Origin of the sequence: Sorangium sp. So ce394, assembly GCF_051474665.1 — a bacterium.
Lineage (GTDB): Bacteria > Myxococcota_A > Polyangia > Polyangiales > Polyangiaceae > Sorangium > Sorangium cellulosum_D.
On record NZ_CP150339.1, the window covers coordinates 12,586,092 to 12,604,078 of the forward strand.

General features: G+C 72.2%; 9 protein-coding genes and 1 pseudogene. 8 read left to right on the top strand and 2 right to left on the bottom strand.

Translation table 11 applies throughout. The features are described from left to right. Positions 1-45: 45 nt before the first annotated feature. Positions 46-2,607 carry a transglutaminase-like domain-containing protein gene (locus WMF33_RS46510; protein ID WP_437334578.1) on the bottom strand — a complete coding sequence of 854 codons (2,562 nt, stop codon included), beginning with the start codon at positions 2,605-2,607 and terminating at the stop codon, positions 46-48. Between the two features lie 502 nt (positions 2,608-3,109). Between WMF33_RS46510 and WMF33_RS46515 the strand changes: the two genes are divergently transcribed. From WMF33_RS46515 to WMF33_RS46535, 5 genes and pseudogenes are all read left to right on the top strand, one after another. After that, entirely contained in the window at positions 3,110-3,394 is a 285-nt protein-coding gene (locus WMF33_RS46515) for a hypothetical protein (RefSeq protein WP_437334579.1), read from the top strand. A gap of 281 nt (positions 3,395-3,675) precedes the next feature. Next, positions 3,676-5,721, top strand: coding sequence for a PEP/pyruvate-binding domain-containing protein (locus tag WMF33_RS46520; RefSeq protein ID WP_437334580.1), 2,046 nt, complete (start codon positions 3,676-3,678; stop codon positions 5,719-5,721). A gap of 11 nt (positions 5,722-5,732) precedes the next feature. Beyond that, the gene (locus WMF33_RS46525; RefSeq protein WP_437334581.1) at positions 5,733-6,716 is read left to right on the top strand and encodes a lamin tail domain-containing protein; all 984 of its coding nucleotides are present in this window, start codon (positions 5,733-5,735) and stop codon (positions 6,714-6,716) included. Between the two features lie 383 nt (positions 6,717-7,099). Continuing rightward, positions 7,100-7,408 (top strand): annotated as a pseudogene (locus WMF33_RS46530) (ABC transporter substrate-binding protein); the annotation flags it as partial. Positions 7,409-7,485: 77 nt separating this feature from the next. Next, complete coding sequence (locus WMF33_RS46535; protein ID WP_437334582.1) at positions 7,486-8,709, top strand: cellulase family glycosylhydrolase; 1,224 nt, start codon at positions 7,486-7,488, stop codon at positions 8,707-8,709. A gap of 19 nt (positions 8,710-8,728) precedes the next feature. Here WMF33_RS46535 and WMF33_RS46540 read toward each other — a convergent pair whose 3' ends face one another. Next, positions 8,729-10,138 (bottom strand): hypothetical protein, encoded by a 1,410-nt coding sequence (locus WMF33_RS46540; RefSeq protein WP_437334583.1) that lies wholly within the window; start codon positions 10,136-10,138, stop codon positions 8,729-8,731. Between the two features lie 506 nt (positions 10,139-10,644). Here WMF33_RS46540 and WMF33_RS46545 point away from each other — a divergent pair. From WMF33_RS46545 to WMF33_RS46555, 3 genes are read left to right on the top strand one after another with little or no spacing between them, the layout of a single operon-like run. After that, a complete protein-coding gene (locus WMF33_RS46545) occupies positions 10,645-11,670 on the top strand; it encodes a hypothetical protein (protein WP_437334584.1) in 1,026 nt (341 codons plus the stop codon). Positions 11,671-11,718: 48 nt separating this feature from the next. Continuing rightward, positions 11,719-12,972: a PP2C family protein-serine/threonine phosphatase gene (locus WMF33_RS46550; protein WP_437334585.1), complete on the top strand. Its 1,254-nt coding sequence runs from the start codon at positions 11,719-11,721 to the stop codon at positions 12,970-12,972. Between the two features lie 19 nt (positions 12,973-12,991). After that, on the top strand, positions 12,992-17,950 hold the full coding sequence (locus WMF33_RS46555; protein ID WP_437334586.1) for an FIST N-terminal domain-containing protein: 4,959 nt from the start codon (positions 12,992-12,994) through the stop codon (positions 17,948-17,950). Positions 17,951-17,987 lie beyond the last annotated feature (37 nt).

Here is a 17,987-nt window from a genome sequence, read left to right on the forward strand (position 1 = left end):
CTCCCGCCCTGGCGGAGCGCCCTGGCGGGAGGGGTTTCGGTAGGTTCAGTACTGGAGCTCCAGCACGTACTGGACCGAATCTCCCAGCTTCAGCCTGTCCTCCGAGTCGGGATACGCGTCATCCGGCTGACCGTGGTCGTGGAAGACGACCACGTACGACTCCCCCTCGGGAAGCGGGTAGGTCGTCGCCCGGTCCGCGCAGCGCGTCGGCACGGACACCGGCCACCTGGGCGCCATCCCGGGCTCGCTCTCGGCGGGCGGGCCGTTGGGATCGACGTAAGGCCCCACGCAGAGCACCGGCTGCAGGGTGTTCCCGCCGCCCGGCACCGTGCTGACGGAGACCGCCCTTGCCCCGGTGGTCGCCTTGCTGATGCGATAGACGTCCTTCTCGCCGCGCCCGAGGATGCCCGTGACGCCGCTCTGCGTCAGCCAGAAGTCGGGCCCGGACTCGTACGCGGCCTGCAGGGAGAGGACGTCGTCCGCGCCGATGTCGTCCGTGGGGCCCAGCGGATCCCAGGTGACGGTGTTCGTCGTCGTGCCGCGGGGCTTGTATCCCGAGAGCACGAACGTCGCCTTACCGTACTGCGCCTGCGGCGCGATCGCCTCCGAGTAGCGCTCCCACAGGTATTGATACGGGACGCTGCCGGACGCATCCGGATTCGTGGCGTCGAAGACGTACCACGGAACGGTGTCGCTGTTCGGGGCCGAGCTGCTGTTCTGCGTCTTGCCGCCGTGATGGGGCACGCCCGGGATGTACGCCTCCGTGAAGAAATGGTTGCCCCAGCCGCCGAGGTTGCCGTCGCTGGACACGACCCGAGAGAGGACACCCGCGCTGCGGGCGATGGACGCCAGGACCGGCGCGTAGTCGTAGCACTGGACGCCGCCGATTCCGTCCTCCCAGCTGAGCTGCGAGTTCGGCTTCGCGTACTGGAGCGATTCGGCGGGATCCAGCCCGTCGCTCAGGAAGATGTTCGACACGTCGCCCTGGTTGGTCGGCTGGCTGTACCGGTAACGCTGCGTGACGAGGCGATACAGCCGGCGCATGGTCTCGAGCTCGCTCGTGGTCCCCTGCGCCGCGGCCACCGCGTGATCCAGGAACGAGAACTTCGACTCGTCCGTCGTCCGGCGGAACGCCCCGGTGAGCTTCCTCTGCACGTCGTACGGCGGCGACCACTCGTAGAGCACCGTGAAGTGGTCGCGGATGTTGTCTTGATCGCTGCCGTACCCGCCGTTCAGGTTGACGCCGTCCTCGTCCTCGTCGTAGCCGTACGTCTCGAGCTCGGCCTTGGAGATGGCGCCGCTGGCGACGAGCGGGTAGGGGTTGTGGATCACGTAGAACACGACGTCCTGCCCGATGCGGGCGCCCCAGGGGGTGAAGGCGCGCGCGTAGTAGCGTCCGACGGGCGCGTCGCTCGGGACGGTGACCCGCCAGTGCTCGCGGTTCCGGCTGGAGAACGCGCCGTTCGCGAAGATCCCTCCCCGGTAGTCGCCCTCGGTCGGCAGGGACTTGGCCCAGGACACCTCGGCGCCCGTGGCGTCCGAGATGATCCGCACCGTCGCGTTCTGGGTCCCGTTGAGGCTCGAGTCCTCGACGGCCACCGAGAACGTCGTGCCGCGGCGGACGGGCGGCGGGCGGACCCCGTTCACGACCGTGGCGCCCTGCGCGAAGGCCACGCCCTCGCTCCAGGCGTCGTAGTCGCCCGTGCGCATCGCGCCCTGGTAGAGGAACTGGACCCGGTCCCAGCTCGCCTTGGCGGCCGCCCGCGCGAAGCTCTTCTCGCTGACCCCGAACCAGAACTTGGCAGGATTGTAGGCGCTGGCCGCCAGCGAGAACTCGAGCGTATGCTCCGCCGCGTTCAGCTGCCCGAGCGGGAAGTTGTACTGGCCCTGATCGAACCCGCGGCGATAGAGCAGGTTGCCGTTCACCTTCACGTTGTCGGCATAGGCGAACTGGCTGGGATCGGTGTTCCGGTAGGCGCCTCCCTTGAGGAACACCGGGGACGCCGAGGCGTCGACCGCGACCTTGGCGCGGACCTGCGCGGCGGCGCTCGGGGGGTCGACCCACACGATCTTCAAGGAGTTCCCGGAGGCGTCGTAGGCCCTGAAGCTCAGGGTGCGGCCCGCGTTCGGGGCGACGTAGGTGAGCTCGAAGCGATACCAGCCCTGGCGTGAGCCGGGGACGTCGTACACGCGCTGGCCGCTGCTGTTCGGCTGCGTTTGCTGGATCTCGTCCGACTCGCCTGGGCGCGAGGTGACCTTGACGGACTGGAACCCATGGCTCGTGTCCACCTGTCCCGTGCTCGTCTTCGCGGCGAGCTCGAACCGGATCGTCTCTCCGTTCGCGTCCGGTTGATAGACGTGGACGACCTGCGAGAAGGTCCCCGAGCCGGCGAACGTCTCCTCGACGGATTTCATGTAGACCCTGCCAGGGACCTCGAGGGCGCGGATCGGCGCCAGGGTCTTCTGGAGAGCTTCGTCCGGGATCGTGGGGATGCTCGTGAGCTCCTGAGCGGCGGCCTCGACCGGGGTCTCGAGCGCGAGCTCGTTCTCGAGCGCGAGCTCGTCATCGGAGCACCCGACGGCGGGGCCGAGGGCGCCGAGGAGCAAGAGGGCCAGAGCATGGCCGTGACGGGCGGCGCCCCGAGCGCGACGAGGTGTGGCGTGCGTCGACGAAATGGTGTTGTCCAACATACTGCCTTTCTCGGAGATGCTGAGCCCGCGCGCGGGGTGGAGAGAGGGCGCGCGCGCATGGCGTGATTGGCCCATCGCGGCGAGCCGGCCCGCCCGCGGACACGCGGCGCCCAGCGTAGATGTCGGCAGACATCTGGATCATTGTAAATACATTTTCCAAATCGAATGCTGCATGTATATCATGCATGCTGTGCATCTCGTCGCCATGACGTCTTTCGGGCGTGATCCCCGCGGCGCTGGTGTGCGTCCGCCGCGCGCTCGCGCGATCAGCGAAGCGCCGGCACGCTCCTCCCGCGGTCTCCTTGACACGGCGGGGGAGGCACCAGATACGCTCCCTCGTCACGATGCGCGGGCGGCGAGGTCCGATCGAATGTGCGCAGCGCACCCACCCGCGGAAGAGGCGGTCGCCGGCAGGCTCATGAGCACTTGGACGGTATGGTCAAACCCGGAGCGGAGCGAGGTGGCGCTCGTCCGTGGTGAGGACCCGCCACGCTTCGCCGACGGCACACCCATGCCGGATGTGGAGATCTCGTTGTGGAAGATCGAAGCGGCCACCTACGAAGAGGCCGCGGCCGTCCACCACCTGCGCATGGGCTGGGAGCCCTACCGCCCCGTGGGGGACCCCGAGCCATGCCCGCGCTGCAGCGCCATGTTCTATCCTGAAGGCAGCGGTGAGTGCAGCTGCGGCCACCCATCGCCATGAGCGACGTCGCAGCGAGCGCTGTGCCAGCTCGGCCGCGGCACACCTCGCGACGCGAATGTCGCTCTCGCAGCCGTCGAGCGCCGCTCCCGGCCGCAACCGGCACGGCCGCCAGGCTGGCATCACGCTTGCTCGACTCCGGCCAGCTTCGGCGCGGGAGAACCCAATCGATGCGAGCCTGGATTTTGGCGCCTTGTGCGGCCTTGCTTTCGACAGCTGCGCTGACGGCGTGTGGCGATGCCTCGGACGTCAAGCCCGGCACGGGCGGGCGACCCCGGACCGAGGTGGACTTTCGCACGGAGCTCGCCACGCGCGACGATTACACGTCCCTGGCAGGCGACGGCGCGGAGGTGAAGTACCTGATGGTCGTCGACGGCCGCGAGCCGCCGGCGATCTTCGCCGGCGCGGAGTGCCTGTTTCAGGATACCGACAAGTACGCCTACCATCTGCAGTTCCTCCGTACGCTGCCGGAGTACGCGTCGCTCGCGCCGGAACGCTACGCGGACATGGTGCTGCGCCGCGCCAGCCGCGCGATGTGGGGCGGCGGCCTGAAGCTCTATCCGGCCACGCCCCATCCCCGGACCGGCGCGGCCGGCGTGCTCGCGTACACGGTGTACAGCGAGACCGGGCCCGACGAGATGTTGACCGTCGACGACATCGTGCAAGCCGACCGACGGCTCAAAGGCTGCAGCCCGTTCGCGGAGAGCTTCCTGGTGTTCACGCCGGATGGCGCTGCCCAGAGCGCGGCCGTGCGGGCCATCTCCGACGAGCTCGCCGCGGGAGGCGTCGCGCTCGTCGACCCGAGCGCGCTGCTCGGCGGGCTGTCCGCCGAGACCTACAGCGAGGGCGAGGCGTACGGCTACCTGAACATCGTGGACGGCGCCGCCGCGGCCGGCGTCGGACCGCGCGACGTGCTCGTGATCGACGCGGCGCCGAGCGATCTGGGGCTCGTCGCCGGCCTCGTCACCCGGCAGCCGCAGAGCCTGGCCAGCCACCTGAACCTGCGCCTGCGCGAGAAGGGGATCCCGAGCGCCGCGGCGCCGGGCGCGCTCGACAACAGCGTGCTCCGCGCGCTCGCGGATGGGCTGGTCCACCTCACGGCGCGCGGCGCGCACGTGGAGATCGAGCCCGCGCGTCTGGAAGACGCCGAGGCCTTCTGGAGCAAGCGCCGGCCGCCGCTCGGCGATCCGGCCGCGGATCTGGAGGTCGCCACGCCCGCAGCCCTCGGCTCGCTCGGCGCGGCGGACGTCGCGGCGTTCGGCACCAAGGCCGCGAACCTCGGAGAGCTGTCCCGGATCCTGCCCGAACCGAACCGCGTCGACGGTTTTGCGATCCCGTTCCGCGCCTACGCCGACTTCATGCAGCGGCGCGGGCTCGACGCCGACGTGACGGCGCTGCTCGCCGATCCACGGGTGTTCACCGACGCCGCCTACAAGAAGAGCCGCCTGTCGGAGCTCAGGGCCCGCATGCGCGCCGCCGAGCACCTGCCCGAGCTCGGCGCGGCGCTCGAGGCCGCGGTTCGCCAGGCGTACGGCCCCGCCGGGCTGGTCACCAGGCTGCGCTTTCGCAGCAGCACCAACGCCGAGGACCTGCCGGGCCTGTCGGGAGCAGGTCTGTACGACTCGCGCAGCGGCTGCCTGGCCGACGACCTCGACGCCGACGCGCTCGGGCCGTCGGCGTGCTTGAGCGCGGAGCACGAGGCGTACCTGCGCGGCGAGCTCGCGCGGCGCCGGATCGAGCTCGCCGAGCACCCCGATCGGAGCCATCTCCTGCCGATCATCGAGGACCTGGAAGAGGACTTGACCGAAGAGAAGAGCGCGCTGCTCGCGGTGCGCCGGGTCTGGGCCAGCCTGTGGAACGAACGCGCGTTCGACGATCGCGCGTACTACGGCATCGATCATACCAAGGTGTTCATGGGCGTCGCGGTCCACCCCGCGTTCGTCGGGGAGCGCCTGGAAGCCGTCGTGATCACGGGGCTCGAGCCCGACGCGCCGGAGCCTCTGGTGCGCGTCGTCAGCCAGGTGGGCGAGGTCGGCGTCGTCGAGCCGTCGGACCCCACCGCCAGCCCTGAGATCCTGACGTTCCGGCGTCCTGCCGCCGGATCGCCGAGCGAGATCACGCTGGTGTCGCCGTCCTCGCTGGCCGCGGACGGGGCTCGGCTCTGGTCCGACGCAGCGCTCGACGAGCTCGCGGGGCTGCTGTTCGTGGTGCATGACCACTTCGCGGCCAGCGTGTATCCGACGCTCGCCCCGCTGTCGCTCGATCTGGAGGTCGACGTCACGATGGACGGGCGGACCGTGATCAAACAAGCCAGACCCTACACACCCTGATGGAGGCAGACATGACCTCGAAAATGACCCTGTACGGCCTCGCGACCTTGCTCGTGTGCGCCGGCTGCTCGAGCTCCGATCCAGGCGACGGAGCGCGCCCGGGGGGCGGCGGGGGCGGCGGGGGCGGCGCCGGTGGCGGAGGCGGCGACGGCGGCGCGGGGCCGGGCGCGAGCGACGAGCTGTGCGGCGAGCGTCCCGGCGGCAGCTTCTACGCCACCCACGTGCTGCGCTTCGAGGCCAGCGACGGGCAGATCGTCATCCAGCTCAGGCGCACCTGGGAAGAGGCCGGCGTCGGCGAATCGTCGTTGTTTCGGCTGGATGGGTTCAGCGTATCGCTCGACGGTGAGGCGACGTGCGTGACCGAGCCGAACAAGCTCGAGTACGTCAACACCCATCATAACTGGACGGACGTCGCGCGCGCCGACGCCGGCGAGGAGCGCTATGAGCTCGCCATGAATCTCGGCGCTCCGGCCACGTTGAGCGCGTTCGCCGCCGACGGCACCGCGCTGGTCGACGCCGCCCCGTTGATCGCGACCGGCAGCCCGGCGTTCTGTCCGGCGTGCCCGACGCCGATGCCCGTGTCGATCTCGGAGGTCATGCTCGACAACACGACAACGCTGGCGGACGACGCCGGCGAGCACGAGCCGTGGATCGAGCTGTTCAATCCATCCTCGGGGGACGTCGATCTGACGGGCTGGACGCTGTCCGACGACTTCACCGAGCGCGGCAAGTGGCCGCTGCCCCCCGTCACCCTTCCGCGCCACGGCCTGCTCGTGCTGTTTGCCGACGGCGACACCGACCAGGGCGAGCTCCACACGAGCTTTGCGCTCGATCCGAGGGGCGGCGAGCTCGTGCTGACCGCCGCCGACGGCTCGAGCGACGGCGGCCTCGTGCTCGGCGCGCAGGCGCCCGACGTGAGCCTGGCTTACCAATGGGCCGCGGGCGACTACGTCGTCGGCCAGCCGACGCCCGGCGAGCCGCCGGCAGAAGACTGAGCGCGCTTCCGCGATCTCACCCCGCGCGGCCCGGCCTCCAGCGAAAGGCGCCCCGCGCCGCACGCCGGCGACGGAGCGCGCGACGACCGCCCGGGCCTCTCCGTTGACATCCGGCCACTTAACCGGTACAGCGATCCGAGCAACGTCGGGCGCGGCATCCGGGGTCTCGTACGATCCCACTTCCTTTCTTGGTTGCCGCGTCACCGCGCCGCGCGCTGTCACGGAAACGAATCGTCGCGGGGAACCCGGGGTCACCCGCGCGGAGAGGCTTGTCATGAAGGCTGGACTGATGCCGCGTCGCATCTTCTTCCTGCCGGCGCTGATGCTGTCCGCCGGCGCCGCCGCGGGCTGCTCTTCCAAGGACAAGGAGGGCGCCGGGGCGGCTCGCGGCGCCCGTGGGCGAGGTCTCCGCACGCAACTGGCATCGCTTCGGCGCGAAGGAGGCCGACCCGCTGTTCCGTGAGTTCGAGTCCGCGATCGACCCGGCCGAGCAGAAGCGCATCCTCGACGCGCTGCAGACGATCTTCGTGCAGGCCGCGCCGGTGATCCCGCTCTTCAAGAACCCGTCCTGGGGTGAATACAACACGAAGCGCTTCACCGGGTTCCCGACCAAGGAGAACCCGTACGCCAAGCTGACGCCGAACAACCCGCCGGAGTACCTGCTCGTCCTCACCGAGCTCCGGCCGAGATGACGCGAGGGCCGTCGCAGGCTCGTCGCCGGTCGGCCCGCTGGGTCGAGAGGCGCAGTCAGGAGAGAGGAAGGAATGACATGATCTACGTGAATCATCGGTCGATGGCTGGTTGGGCCGGAGCCGCCCTCGTGGCGCTCGGCCTCTCCGTGGGGTGCGGCGACGGCTCGGGCGATCCGCAGGGCTCCGGGCAGGACGCGACGGGCTCGGGCGGGGGCGCGACGGGCTCGGGCGGGGGGGCCGCCACGTCCGGCGGCGGCGGTGGCGCCGCGACGAGCAGCGGCGCGTCGACGAGCGACGGCGCGTCGACGAGCGACGGCGCCTCGACGAGCAGCGGCGCCACGTCGGGCACGGGCGCCGGGGGCGGGGGAGGGGGCGAGCCGTCGACGGGGTTCTCGGTGCGCGGCCGCTTCCTCTACGACCGCTGCGGCGAGAAGGTGCTGCTCCGAGGCATCAACGAGATGGTCGTGTGGCTGCCGTCGGGCCCCGACGGACTGCCGGAGTTCGCGGAGATCGCGAAGACGGGCGCCAACACGGTGCGGATCGTGTGGAATACCGAAAACACCGCGGCGGGCCTCGATACGGCCATCACGAACGCGCTCGCGCAGAAGCTCATCCCGATCGTCGAGCTGCACGACGCCACGGGCAACTGGGATGGCCTGCCGAGCCTCGTCGACTACTGGACCGAACCGGAGACCGTCGCCGTGATCAAGAAGCACGAGCAGGACCTGCTCGTCAACATCGGCAACGAGGTCGGGGACCAGGTGGACAACGCGGCGTGGGAGGCGGGCTACAAGCAGGCCATCACGAGGATGCGCGAGGCCGGCATCACGGTGCCGCTCATCATCGACGCCTCCAAGTGGGGGCAGAACATCGACCAGCTCCAGGCCGTCGGCCCAGCCCTCGTCGCGCACGATCCGAACATCATGCTCAGCGTGCACATGTGGTGGACGGACGGGAGCGGGGCCACGATCACGAAGGAGCTGAACGAGTCCGTGGCGCTGGACCTGCCTCTGATGGTCGGGGAGTTCGCGCAGCACGCCGTGTACGAGTGCGGCCAGCACCCGTTCGATTACAAGACGCTCCTCGCCAAGAGCGTCGAGCTCGAGGTGGGGTGGCTCGCCTGGTCGTGGGGCGCCGTGAAGAACAACGACTGCAAGGACGACGGGCCGTTCGACATGACGACCGACGGGACGTTCGCGGGGCTCACCGGCTGGGGCCGCGAGGTCGCGGTGACCGACGCGAACAGCATCCAGAACACCTCGGTGCGCCCGCACTCCATCGAGACCGGGGCGTGCAAGTAGCGCTCCCTCGCCGGACCGATCAGAGCGACTTGAGGTATTCCACGAGCTCGCGCTTCTCGTTGGGATCGAGCCCGAGCGCGAATCGATGGTCGTAGCTGCGCACGACGTCCAGCAGCGTCGCGAAGCGGCCATCGTGGTAGAAGCGGCCCTTGTTCTCCCGCTTCATGAACAGCCCTCGCTCCCGGACGAAGAGCGCCGCCAGGTTCATCGTCTTGTACGAGTTGCCGGGCGCTCGGTCCGCCTGAAAACCGTCGATCCTCATCTCTTCGGGCGTGTGCAGGTTCCAGCCGGCGTCGGTCCAGAGCGGCTTGTTGTGGCAGCCCGTGCACTTCGCCTTGCCGACGAACAGCCTCTTGCCGCGCTCGGCGGCCTCCTCGTGGAAATCGACGCCGGGCACCGGCCTCGGCGCCGGGAGCGCGAGCTGGTAGAAGTGCAGCGCGGGGAGCTTCGGCGTGACGAGATCGTCCTCGGGTTTGACGATCACGTTCCAGATCCCGGTGGCCGCCGCGTTCGGGTACTTCTCGGGGTCGCTGAGCCGTGGATCGAAGAAATTCCCCCTTCCATGCATCTGGGTCACGGCGACGTACGCGTTCCAGTAGGGGACCGAGCCCCAGTTGCCGGTCCAGGTGTGCTCGTTGATTCCACCCATGTCGAAGGCGTTGGGGAGCATGGTCGCCCCGGACCTCCCGTCAGGCCGGAACGCCTTGCCATCGAGGAGCAGCTCGGCGTCGTACTTGCCCGGCCCCCAGCTGAGGAGGACCCTCCTCACGCCCTCCTCGGTGATGCCCGCGGGCACCCTCGGCAGCAGGTCGACGAGCGGCCGCAACGTCGGGGCCGAAGCGATGATGGCGCCGACGTTCAGGTCGCGGTTGGCCCAGCCGTCGAGGCGCGCGCCGATGCCCGGCGCCACGGAGTCGTTGACCGTGGAGTGGCAGAAGGCGCACTGGAGGCCGATCGAGGCGAGCTCGCCGCGGCGGTCGAAGAAGCCCGTCACTCCGAGGATCGCGTTGAGCCGCAAGAGGGTCCGCGTGACGGCGGGGTCGCGGAGGTCCACCTGGCCGCGCTCGATCTGGCCCCGCAGCGTCGGCGGGAGCGCGTCCGCGTCGACCTTGAGCCCGAGCGCCAGCGCCTGCGCCGGCGTCACGTTGGCGATGCTCTCGTGCAACCGGAGCTTGCCGCCCCAGAACTGCTCGTCGCCGAAGGTGTCGAATCGAAAGATATCCCGGCCCTGCCGGAGCAGCTGGTCCGTGTTTCGCTCCGTGAGGGCGTCGAAGTCGCTGAACCGCGCGCCGCGGGGCAGAGCGTCCTCGGCGGAGGCGATGTGCTCCGTTCCTTCGCTCCGGTCGGCCGAGCTGCAAGAGAGCGCGGCCACGCCGAGCGGAATCGCCGCTCCGACGAGCACGAACACCGTGGTGAGATGTGTCATCATGGCAAGCCCTTTCGAACTCCTCGCGTCATGCGGTGAATCCAAACGTGATGTGTGCCTGCGTTGCTGGGCAAGTAAGAGATTGCATGATCGTCTCATCGGGCGAGCGGCTCACGCGCAGATCGCTGGCGGCGACAGGCGTCGAGCGTCCGAGATCCGGTCGCGCCCATGGGCGCTCATTCCTGTTCATGGCGGCTGATTCCTGTCCATGGCGAGCGCGGAGTTGCGGAGATCCGCTCCTCGCGACGACGCCGCGGGCGATGGCGCGCCTTGCGCCTCGCACACAAGGGCCCGTGATCGGGTCGACCTCGACGGCCTCGTGGTCTGAAAGAAAGGTGGCTTACGTCGGTGCGCCGCCGCCCGGCGATCGCCGGCGGGAGCTGCGGCGAGGCGCCGCTCGGCCGATGGCGCCCCTGACCGGCCTCTCTCCGCGCCCGGGATCCGTGGTGTAATCCCCGTGCTCCTCCCCTGGCAGCCCCCGTTGCCAGGGCCACCCCGCGGTGCCCCCCTTGAGCGATTCAGCCCCGAAAGCGACCATCGCCGTGCTCGAGCGGAACCGGGTCGTCGGCCAGCGGATCGCGCGCGTCATGTCTGCCGCGGCCGGCATGCAGGACGTGCCCGTCGCCGGCGATCCGGACGAGCTGCGCGCGCGGCTGTCCGAGCGGCCCCTGCTGCTCGGCTGCGACGCCGCCGACCTCGACCTCGCGCTCGAGTGGGCGGCCGAGCGCTACCCGAGCCTGCACCTCGTCGTGTGGACCTCCGGCAGCACCGACGCCGTCCTCCGCGCCGCCCTCAAGGAGCCGCGGCTCTCGAGCATCGTCGGCTGGCCGAGCTTCGCGTCGATGCCCCGGCCGTGGGAGATCTCGCTCGCCGTCCGCCGCATCCTCAAGCCGCTCGCGCTCCCGCCCCGCCTCGCCGACCTGCTCTCCTGGGGCGCCACCATCGTGAAATGGCGCCCCCGCACCAGCGAGGACCGGGACCGCACCGTCGGCGAGGTGGCGCACTGGGCCGAGCGCGCCGGCGCCCCCGCGCGCGTCGCCGAGCGGCTCGCCGCGCTCGCCCACGAGCTGCTCATGAACGCGATGTACGACGCGCCCGTCGATGGCCGCGGCCGCCCGCGCTACACGCACGACCGGCGGTCCGACATCGTGCTCGAGGAGAACGAGATCCCCACGCTGCGGCTCGGCACCGACGGCGCCCACCTCGCGCTCCAGGCCCACGATCCGTTCGGCGGCCTCCGGCGCCACCACGTCTTCGAGGGCATCACGCGCGGCCTGAGCGCCCGGGGCGCGGACGCGGCGCGCGCCGCCGTGCTCGACACCTCGCGCGGCGGCGCCGGCCTCGGCATGCTCAAGATCTACGCGGCCGGCGCGGTGCTGGTCATCGACGTCTCGCCCACCTCCTCGACCCTGGTCACGTCGTTCTGGGACCTCGACGTGAACCCGCGCGAGTTCCGCTCCCTGCCGGCGTCCGTCCACTTCTTCGAGCGCTCCACCACCCCGGCGGCGGAGACGCTGGAGCCGACCGGGTGGTAGCGCGCCGGCCCGCCGCGCGCCCCAAAGAGCCCCGCCGAGGCGGACGCCATGGCTGAGATCGATCCGCTCCTCGCGCGGCAGCTCCGGCGCCTCGGCCTGGAGGACCTGAGCGAGCCGCCCGACCGGGAGACCTGGCAGAAGGTCGTCGCGCGCATCAGCGAGCACTACCGCCACGTCGCCGACGACCGGAGCCTGCTCACCCGGTCGCTCGACCTCTCCACGAACGAGATGGGCGCGCTCCACCGCAAGCTGCAGGCGGAGCGGGACCGCCTCCGCAGCGTCGTCATCGCGATCGGCGACGCGCTGACCATCTTCCACGACGCCGCGAGCTCGCAGGTCGAGCCGGCGCGGCCGCTCGACGTCGACTCGACCATCTCGATGGCGAAGCGGCGCTTCGCGGCCAAGCTGAGCGATCTCCTCTCCCTGAGCGGCGCGGCGCCGGGCGGCGAGGCCCCGGGCGCGCCCCCGGCGAGCGACGCGGACGAGGCGATCCACGAGGTCCGCGTCCAGCTCGTCGCGCTCGGCGACCGGCTGGTGCAGCTGCTCCACGACACCGCCGAGCGGGCGTCGCTGAAGAAGCAGCTCGAGGTCGCGCGCGCCGTCCAGCAGATGCTCGTGCCGAGCGACGACGTGATCGAGCGGCGCTCGCTGCGGCTCGCCAGCCACTTCCAGCCCGCGGCGGAGTGCGGCGGGGACTGGTGGACGTTCCACGACCTGCCGGACGGCAAGCTGCTCACGGTCATCGGCGACGTGACCGGGCACGGCATCTCCTCGGCGATCATCACCGGGGCGGCGAAGGCCGCGTGCGACGTCGCGCGCACGTTCGGGCGGGAGGAGCTCAGCGCCGCGCAGCTGCTCCGGCTCATGAACTGCTCGATCTTCGAGGCGGGGAAGCAGAAGTACCTGATGACCTGCGCGGCGTGCATCTTCGATCCGGAGGCGCGCACGCTGACCCTCGCGAACGCCGGCCACCCGTTCCCGTACCTCGTGAGGAACAACACCGTCCGCCAGCTCGCCGCGCAGGGCTCGCCGCTCGGGGCGGCGAGCTCGGCCGAGTACGCGTCGAGCACCGTGCACCTGGAGGGCGGCGACGCCCTCCTCTGGTTCACCGACGGCGTGACCGAGTGCGAGAACGCGTCGAGCGAGCAGTTCACCGAGAAGCGGCTGCGCGCGCTGTTCCAGAGCGTCGCCACGTACGCGCCCGAGGAGGCGCGGGACGCGATCGTCGCGGCGGTCTCGAGGTTCCGCGGCGAGCGATCCCTCGACGACGACATGACGCTCGTCGTGGCCCGCGTGCTGTAGCCTGGGGGCGACGAGCCCCATGATCCTCGAGACGTTCCACTACGATCGGGACACCCAGAAGTGGTCGGTGCGGGTGCTGCCCGTGCTCGACAGCGACCGGACGCTGGTGCTTGTGTTCGGCGCGCCCGAGTTCCTCGACGACCCGGGGGCGATCCGTGAGCTGCGGCGTGCGTACCCGCGGTCGCACATGGTGGGGTGCTCGAGCGCGGGGGAGATCGCGGGCACGGCGGTGCGGGACGGGACGCTGTCGGTGGCGGTGGCGCGGTTCGAGCGCACGACGCTGTCGGCGGCGCAGGTGGAGGTGGCGAGCGCGTCGGGGTCGTTCGCGGCGGGGCAGGCGCTTGCGCGCAAGCTGGACCGGCCGGGGCTGCGCGGAGTGCTGGTGCTGTCGGAGGGGCTCGGGGTGAACGGCAGCCAGCTCGTGGCGGGGCTGAACGCGGTGCTGCCCGAGTCGGTGGTGGTGACCGGGGGGCTGTCCGGGGACGGGACGCGGTTTCAGCGGACGTGGGTGTGCGTCGGGGACACGGTGCGCAGCGGGCTCGTGGCGGCGGTGGGGCTGTACGGCGAGCACGTGGTGATCCAGCACGGGTCCAAGGGGGGATGGGACAAGTTCGGGCCGGAGCGGGTGGTGACGCGCTCGGCGGGGAACGTGCTGTACGAGGTCGACGGCAAGCCGGCGCTGTCGCTGTACAAGGAGTACCTCGGGGACAAGGCGGCGGAGCTGCCTGCGTCGGCGCTGCTGTTCCCGCTGGCGCTGCGTGCGACGGCGCGGGACGAGAAGTTTTTGGTCCGCACGGTGCTTGCGGTGGACCACGAGCAGCAGTCGATGACGTTCGCGGGGGACGTGCCGGAAGGCCACCTCGTGCAGCTGATGAAGGCGGACTTCGAGCGGCTGATCGGGGGCGCGGAGCAGGCGGCGCGGGCGGCGAGCGAGGCGGCGGCGGCGGGCGAGGGGGCGCTCGCGATCGCGATCAGCTGCGTGGGGCGGCGGATCGTGCTCGGCGACCGGACCGAGGAGGAGGTCGAGGCGGTGCTGGACGTGCTGCCGCGGGGCACGCAGGTGACGGGGTTTTACTCGTACGGGGAGATCTCGCCGTACGCCGCCGGCCACTGCGACCTGCACAACCAGACCATGACCCTCACCGTCCTCTCCGAGGCCCTCACCCCGCTGCTCGTCCGGAGCGAGGGCCCGCGGGAGCGGAGGCCGCGCGCCGCGAAGGGGACGCCGGCCGTGGCGGCCCGCGTCGTGGCGCAGCCTGCGGGCGGGATGGCGGAGTTCGAGGAGCTCGAGATCGCCTCCGACACCCATTTCGACGCGCCGTCCACGGCGTCGAGCGCGGCGCTCGGGATGCGGCTCGCGACGTTCTCGTTCTCGCGCGCGACGGGCAAGTGGTCGGTGCGGGCGCTGCCCGCGCTCGACAGCGACCGGACGCTGGTGCTTGTGTTCGGCGCGCCCGAGTTCCTCGACGACCCGGGGGCGATCCGTGAGCTGCGGCGTGCGTACCCGCGGTCGCACATGGTGGGGTGCTCGAGCGCGGGGGAGATCGCGGGCACGGCGGTGCGGGACGGGACGCTGTCGGTGGCGGTGGCGCGGTTCGAGCGCACGACGCTGTCGGCGGCGCAGGTGGAGGTGGCGAGCGCGTCGGGGTCGTTCGCGGCGGGGCAGGCGCTTGCGCGCAAGCTGGACCGGCCGGGGCTGCGCGGAGTGCTCGTGCTGTCGGAGGGGCTCGGGGTGAACGGCAGCCAGCTCGTGGCGGGGCTGAACGCGGTGCTGCCCGAGTCGGTGGTGGTGACCGGGGGGCTGTCGGGGGACGGGACGCGGTTCCAGCGGACGTGGGTGTGCGTCGGGGACACGGTGCGCAGCGGGCTCGTGGCGGCGGTGGGGCTGTACGGCGAGCACGTGGTGATCCAGCACGGGTCCAAGGGGGGATGGGACAAGTTCGGGCCGGAGCGGGTGGTGACGCGCTCGGCGGGGAACGTGCTGTACGAGGTCGACGGCAAGCCGGCGCTGTCGCTGTACAAGGAGTACCTCGGGGACAAGGCGGCGGAGCTGCCTGCGTCGGCGCTGCTGTTCCCGCTGGCGCTGCGTGCGACGGCGCGGGACGAGAAGTTTTTGGTCCGCACGGTGCTTGCGGTGGACCACGAGCAGCAGTCGATGACGTTCGCGGGGGACGTGCCGGAAGGCCACCTCGTGCAGCTGATGAAGGCGGACTTCGAGCGGCTGATCGGGGGCGCGGAGCAGGCGGCGCGTGCGGCGAGCGAGGCGGCGGCGGCGGGCGAGGGGGCGCTCGCGATCGCGATCAGCTGCGTGGGGCGGCGGATCGTGCTCGGCGACCGGACCGAGGAGGAGGTCGAGGCGGTGCTGGACGTGCTGCCGCGGGGCACGCAGGTGACGGGGTTCTACTCGTACGGGGAGATCTCGCCGTACGCCGCCGGCCACTGCGACCTGCACAACCAGACCATGACCCTCACCGTCCTCTCCGAGGCCCTCACCCCGGTGCCGCGGAGCCACGGCGCCGCGCCGGGGACGCTGCGCGCGGCGGGCGACGGCGGCGAGGAGGCGCGGCCGCCCGGCCGGCCGGCGCGGCCGCTCGTCGAGGAGGCGCGGCCGCTCGTCGAGGAGGCGCGGTCGACCGGCGATGAGGCGCGGCCGACCGTCCGCGTGCCGCCGAACGGCCAGCGGACGGCGCGCCCGCGCATCCCGGGGCCGCCGTCGGGGCCGCTGCTCGCCGGGCCGCGTTCGGGGCCGCTGCTCGCCGGGCCGCGTTCGGGGCCGGTCTCGTCGGGGCGCCTGCCCACCACGGTGGACCGACCGTCGCCCTCCTCCTGGTCGCCGCGCGCCGCGCCGGCGCGGATCGTGCCGCCCGCCGGCGCGGCCGGCCGCCTCGACAGCCTCGCGTTCGACCGGCAGAGGATCGGCGACGTCCTCGTCGTCCGGCTCGCCGGACGCATGACCGAGTCGTTCAAGGGCGCGGCGCTCGCCCGGGAGCTCGACGGCAAGGTCCTGCTCGACCTCGCCGGCGTCGAGCGGATCACGTCGTTCGGCGTGCGCGAGTGGCTCCAGATGATCCAGGCGGCGCAGCCCCGCCTCCGCGCCCTCTACCTCGCGCGCTGCTCCGAGCCGGTCGTCAACCAGCTCAGCATGATCCGCAGGTTCGCCGGGAGCGGGCAGGTCGTCTCGTTCTACGCGCCCTACTGCTGCGAGTCGTGCGGCGCCCAGTTCGAGCGGCTCGTCGACTGCGCCCACGACGCGGCCCCGCTCGCCGAGGGCAAGCCCCCCGAGGCGGTGTGCCCGCGCTGCCGCGGCGCCGGCGCCTTCGACGACGACGCGGCGACCTACTTCGGGTTCGTCGCCCAGCACGGCGCCGGCGCCGTCCCGCCGGAGGTGCGGGAGATCCTCCTCGAGCTCGAGAAGGGCGACGAGCCGGCCGCCGGCGACGCGGTGGAGAAGTCCGTCGAGGGGCGCGTCACGCGGGTCAAGGTGGGGAGCAAGCTGACCGCCTCGCTCCGCTGGAGCCGCATCATCGACGGCCTCGAGGGGCAGGTCGTCTTCGACCTGAGCAGCGCCCCCGGGGTCACCGCCGACGGCGCGGCGCGCTTCGAGTCGGCGCTCCGCAAGCTCGACGGCGCCGTCGAGGCGGTCCGCATCGAGGGCTGTCCCCGGCTGCTCGCCGAGCGCATGGCGAGCCCCTCGTGGCCCGAGCTCGCGCGGCTCGCCTCCGCGGTCGTCGAGGGCCGCTGCGCGTCCTGCGGCGCGGTCCGCGCCGCGCTCGTCGAGGTCGACAAGCACGATGTCCTGCTCCGCGGCGGCCACGATCCGCGCGTCGCCTGCAAGCGCTGCAACACGCCGCTCGCCTTCGACGACGGCGCCCGCGCGCTGCTCTCGCTGCTCGGCGCCCGCGCGACGCGCCCGCCCTCGGCCCCGCCGCCGGCGAGCGCCTCGCCGCCGCCGGGCGCCCCGCCGCCGGCGAGCGCCTCGCCGCCGCGGCCGGCCGCCCCCGCGGCGGCGCAGCCCGGCGCGGGCGCCAGCGCGGCCTTCGTCGCGCTGCTCGCCGGGGTGGCGATCGTGGCCGCCGGCTTCGCGGTCTGGCGCGGCGGCGCGCGCCCCGCCGAGGCGCCGCCGGCCCCCGCCCGGGCGCCCGCGGCCTCGGCAGCGCCCGCGGCCTCGGTAGATCCCGCGGCCCCGGCGGCGCGCGCGGCGGACGCACGCGCGTCGGCGCCCTCGGCCAGCGCCCGGGCGCGGGCGGGCTGGTCTGCCATCGACGATCTCCCGCCCGCGTGGGTGGAGCGGCCGTTCGTCCTCGAGGGCGACAGCGTCTTCGTCGTCGGCCGCGGCGGCCCCGCGGCCAGCGACGCGGACGCGCTCGCGGAGGCGCGCAGCAGCGCGATCGAGCGCCTCGCGTCCGGCCTCGCCGCCGAGCTCGCGAGCTCCCCCGTGGCCCACCTGCTCGCCGCGCACCCGCGCGAGGTCGACGAGGCGCGGCCGGAGCAGCGCGCGGAGGTCGTCGAGCGCGTCGCCCGGCGGTTCCTCGCCCAGGTCGGGTCGCTCGCGACGCCCGAGCGCGTCGACGCCGTGGTGCGGCGCGAGGGCGGCCGCGTCCTCGCCTTCGCGCGCTACCGGCTGACGCGGCCGAGCTTCGAGGCGGCCGCGGCGACCTACCGCCAGACGGCCACGTTCCAGGGGCTCACCGTCGCGCGCTTCTTCCCGCTGCTCGAGGCGAGCGCGCGCAGCTCCGGCGAGCTCGTCGTCGTCGCGGTGGAAAGCCCGCAGCGCGGCGCGGAGCCGGGCATCGCCGCGGGGGACGTCGTCCTCTCGGTCGACGAGCGCCCGGTCCACTCGGTCGAGGCCTTCGGCAAGGCCGCGGCGGACGCGTGGGCGCGCACCCCGCCCGGTGGTACGATGGCCCTCCAGATCGAGTCGCGCGGTGAGCGCCGCAGCGTCAGCTTCGCGAAGCCCCACGCCGAAGGCCCTCGATGAGCACCCTGATCGCCCGCCGCGCTCCCTCCGAAGTGAC

Bases quoted from the DNA above. Each gene is read 5' to 3' on its own strand.
- WMF33_RS46535 (WP_437334582.1), top strand. From the start codon at position 7,486: ATGATCTACGTGAATCATCGGTCGATGGCTGGTTGGGCCGGAGCCGCC.
- WMF33_RS46540 (WP_437334583.1), bottom strand. From the start codon at position 10,138: ATGATGACACATCTCACCACGGTGTTCGTGCTCGTCGGAGCGGCGATT.
- WMF33_RS46525 (WP_437334581.1), top strand. From the start codon at position 5,733: ATGACCTCGAAAATGACCCTGTACGGCCTCGCGACCTTGCTCGTGTGC.
- WMF33_RS46555 (WP_437334586.1), top strand. From the start codon at position 12,992: ATGATCCTCGAGACGTTCCACTACGATCGGGACACCCAGAAGTGGTCG.
- WMF33_RS46515 (WP_437334579.1), top strand. From the start codon at position 3,110: ATGAGCACTTGGACGGTATGGTCAAACCCGGAGCGGAGCGAGGTGGCG.
- WMF33_RS46550 (WP_437334585.1), top strand. From the start codon at position 11,719: ATGGCTGAGATCGATCCGCTCCTCGCGCGGCAGCTCCGGCGCCTCGGC.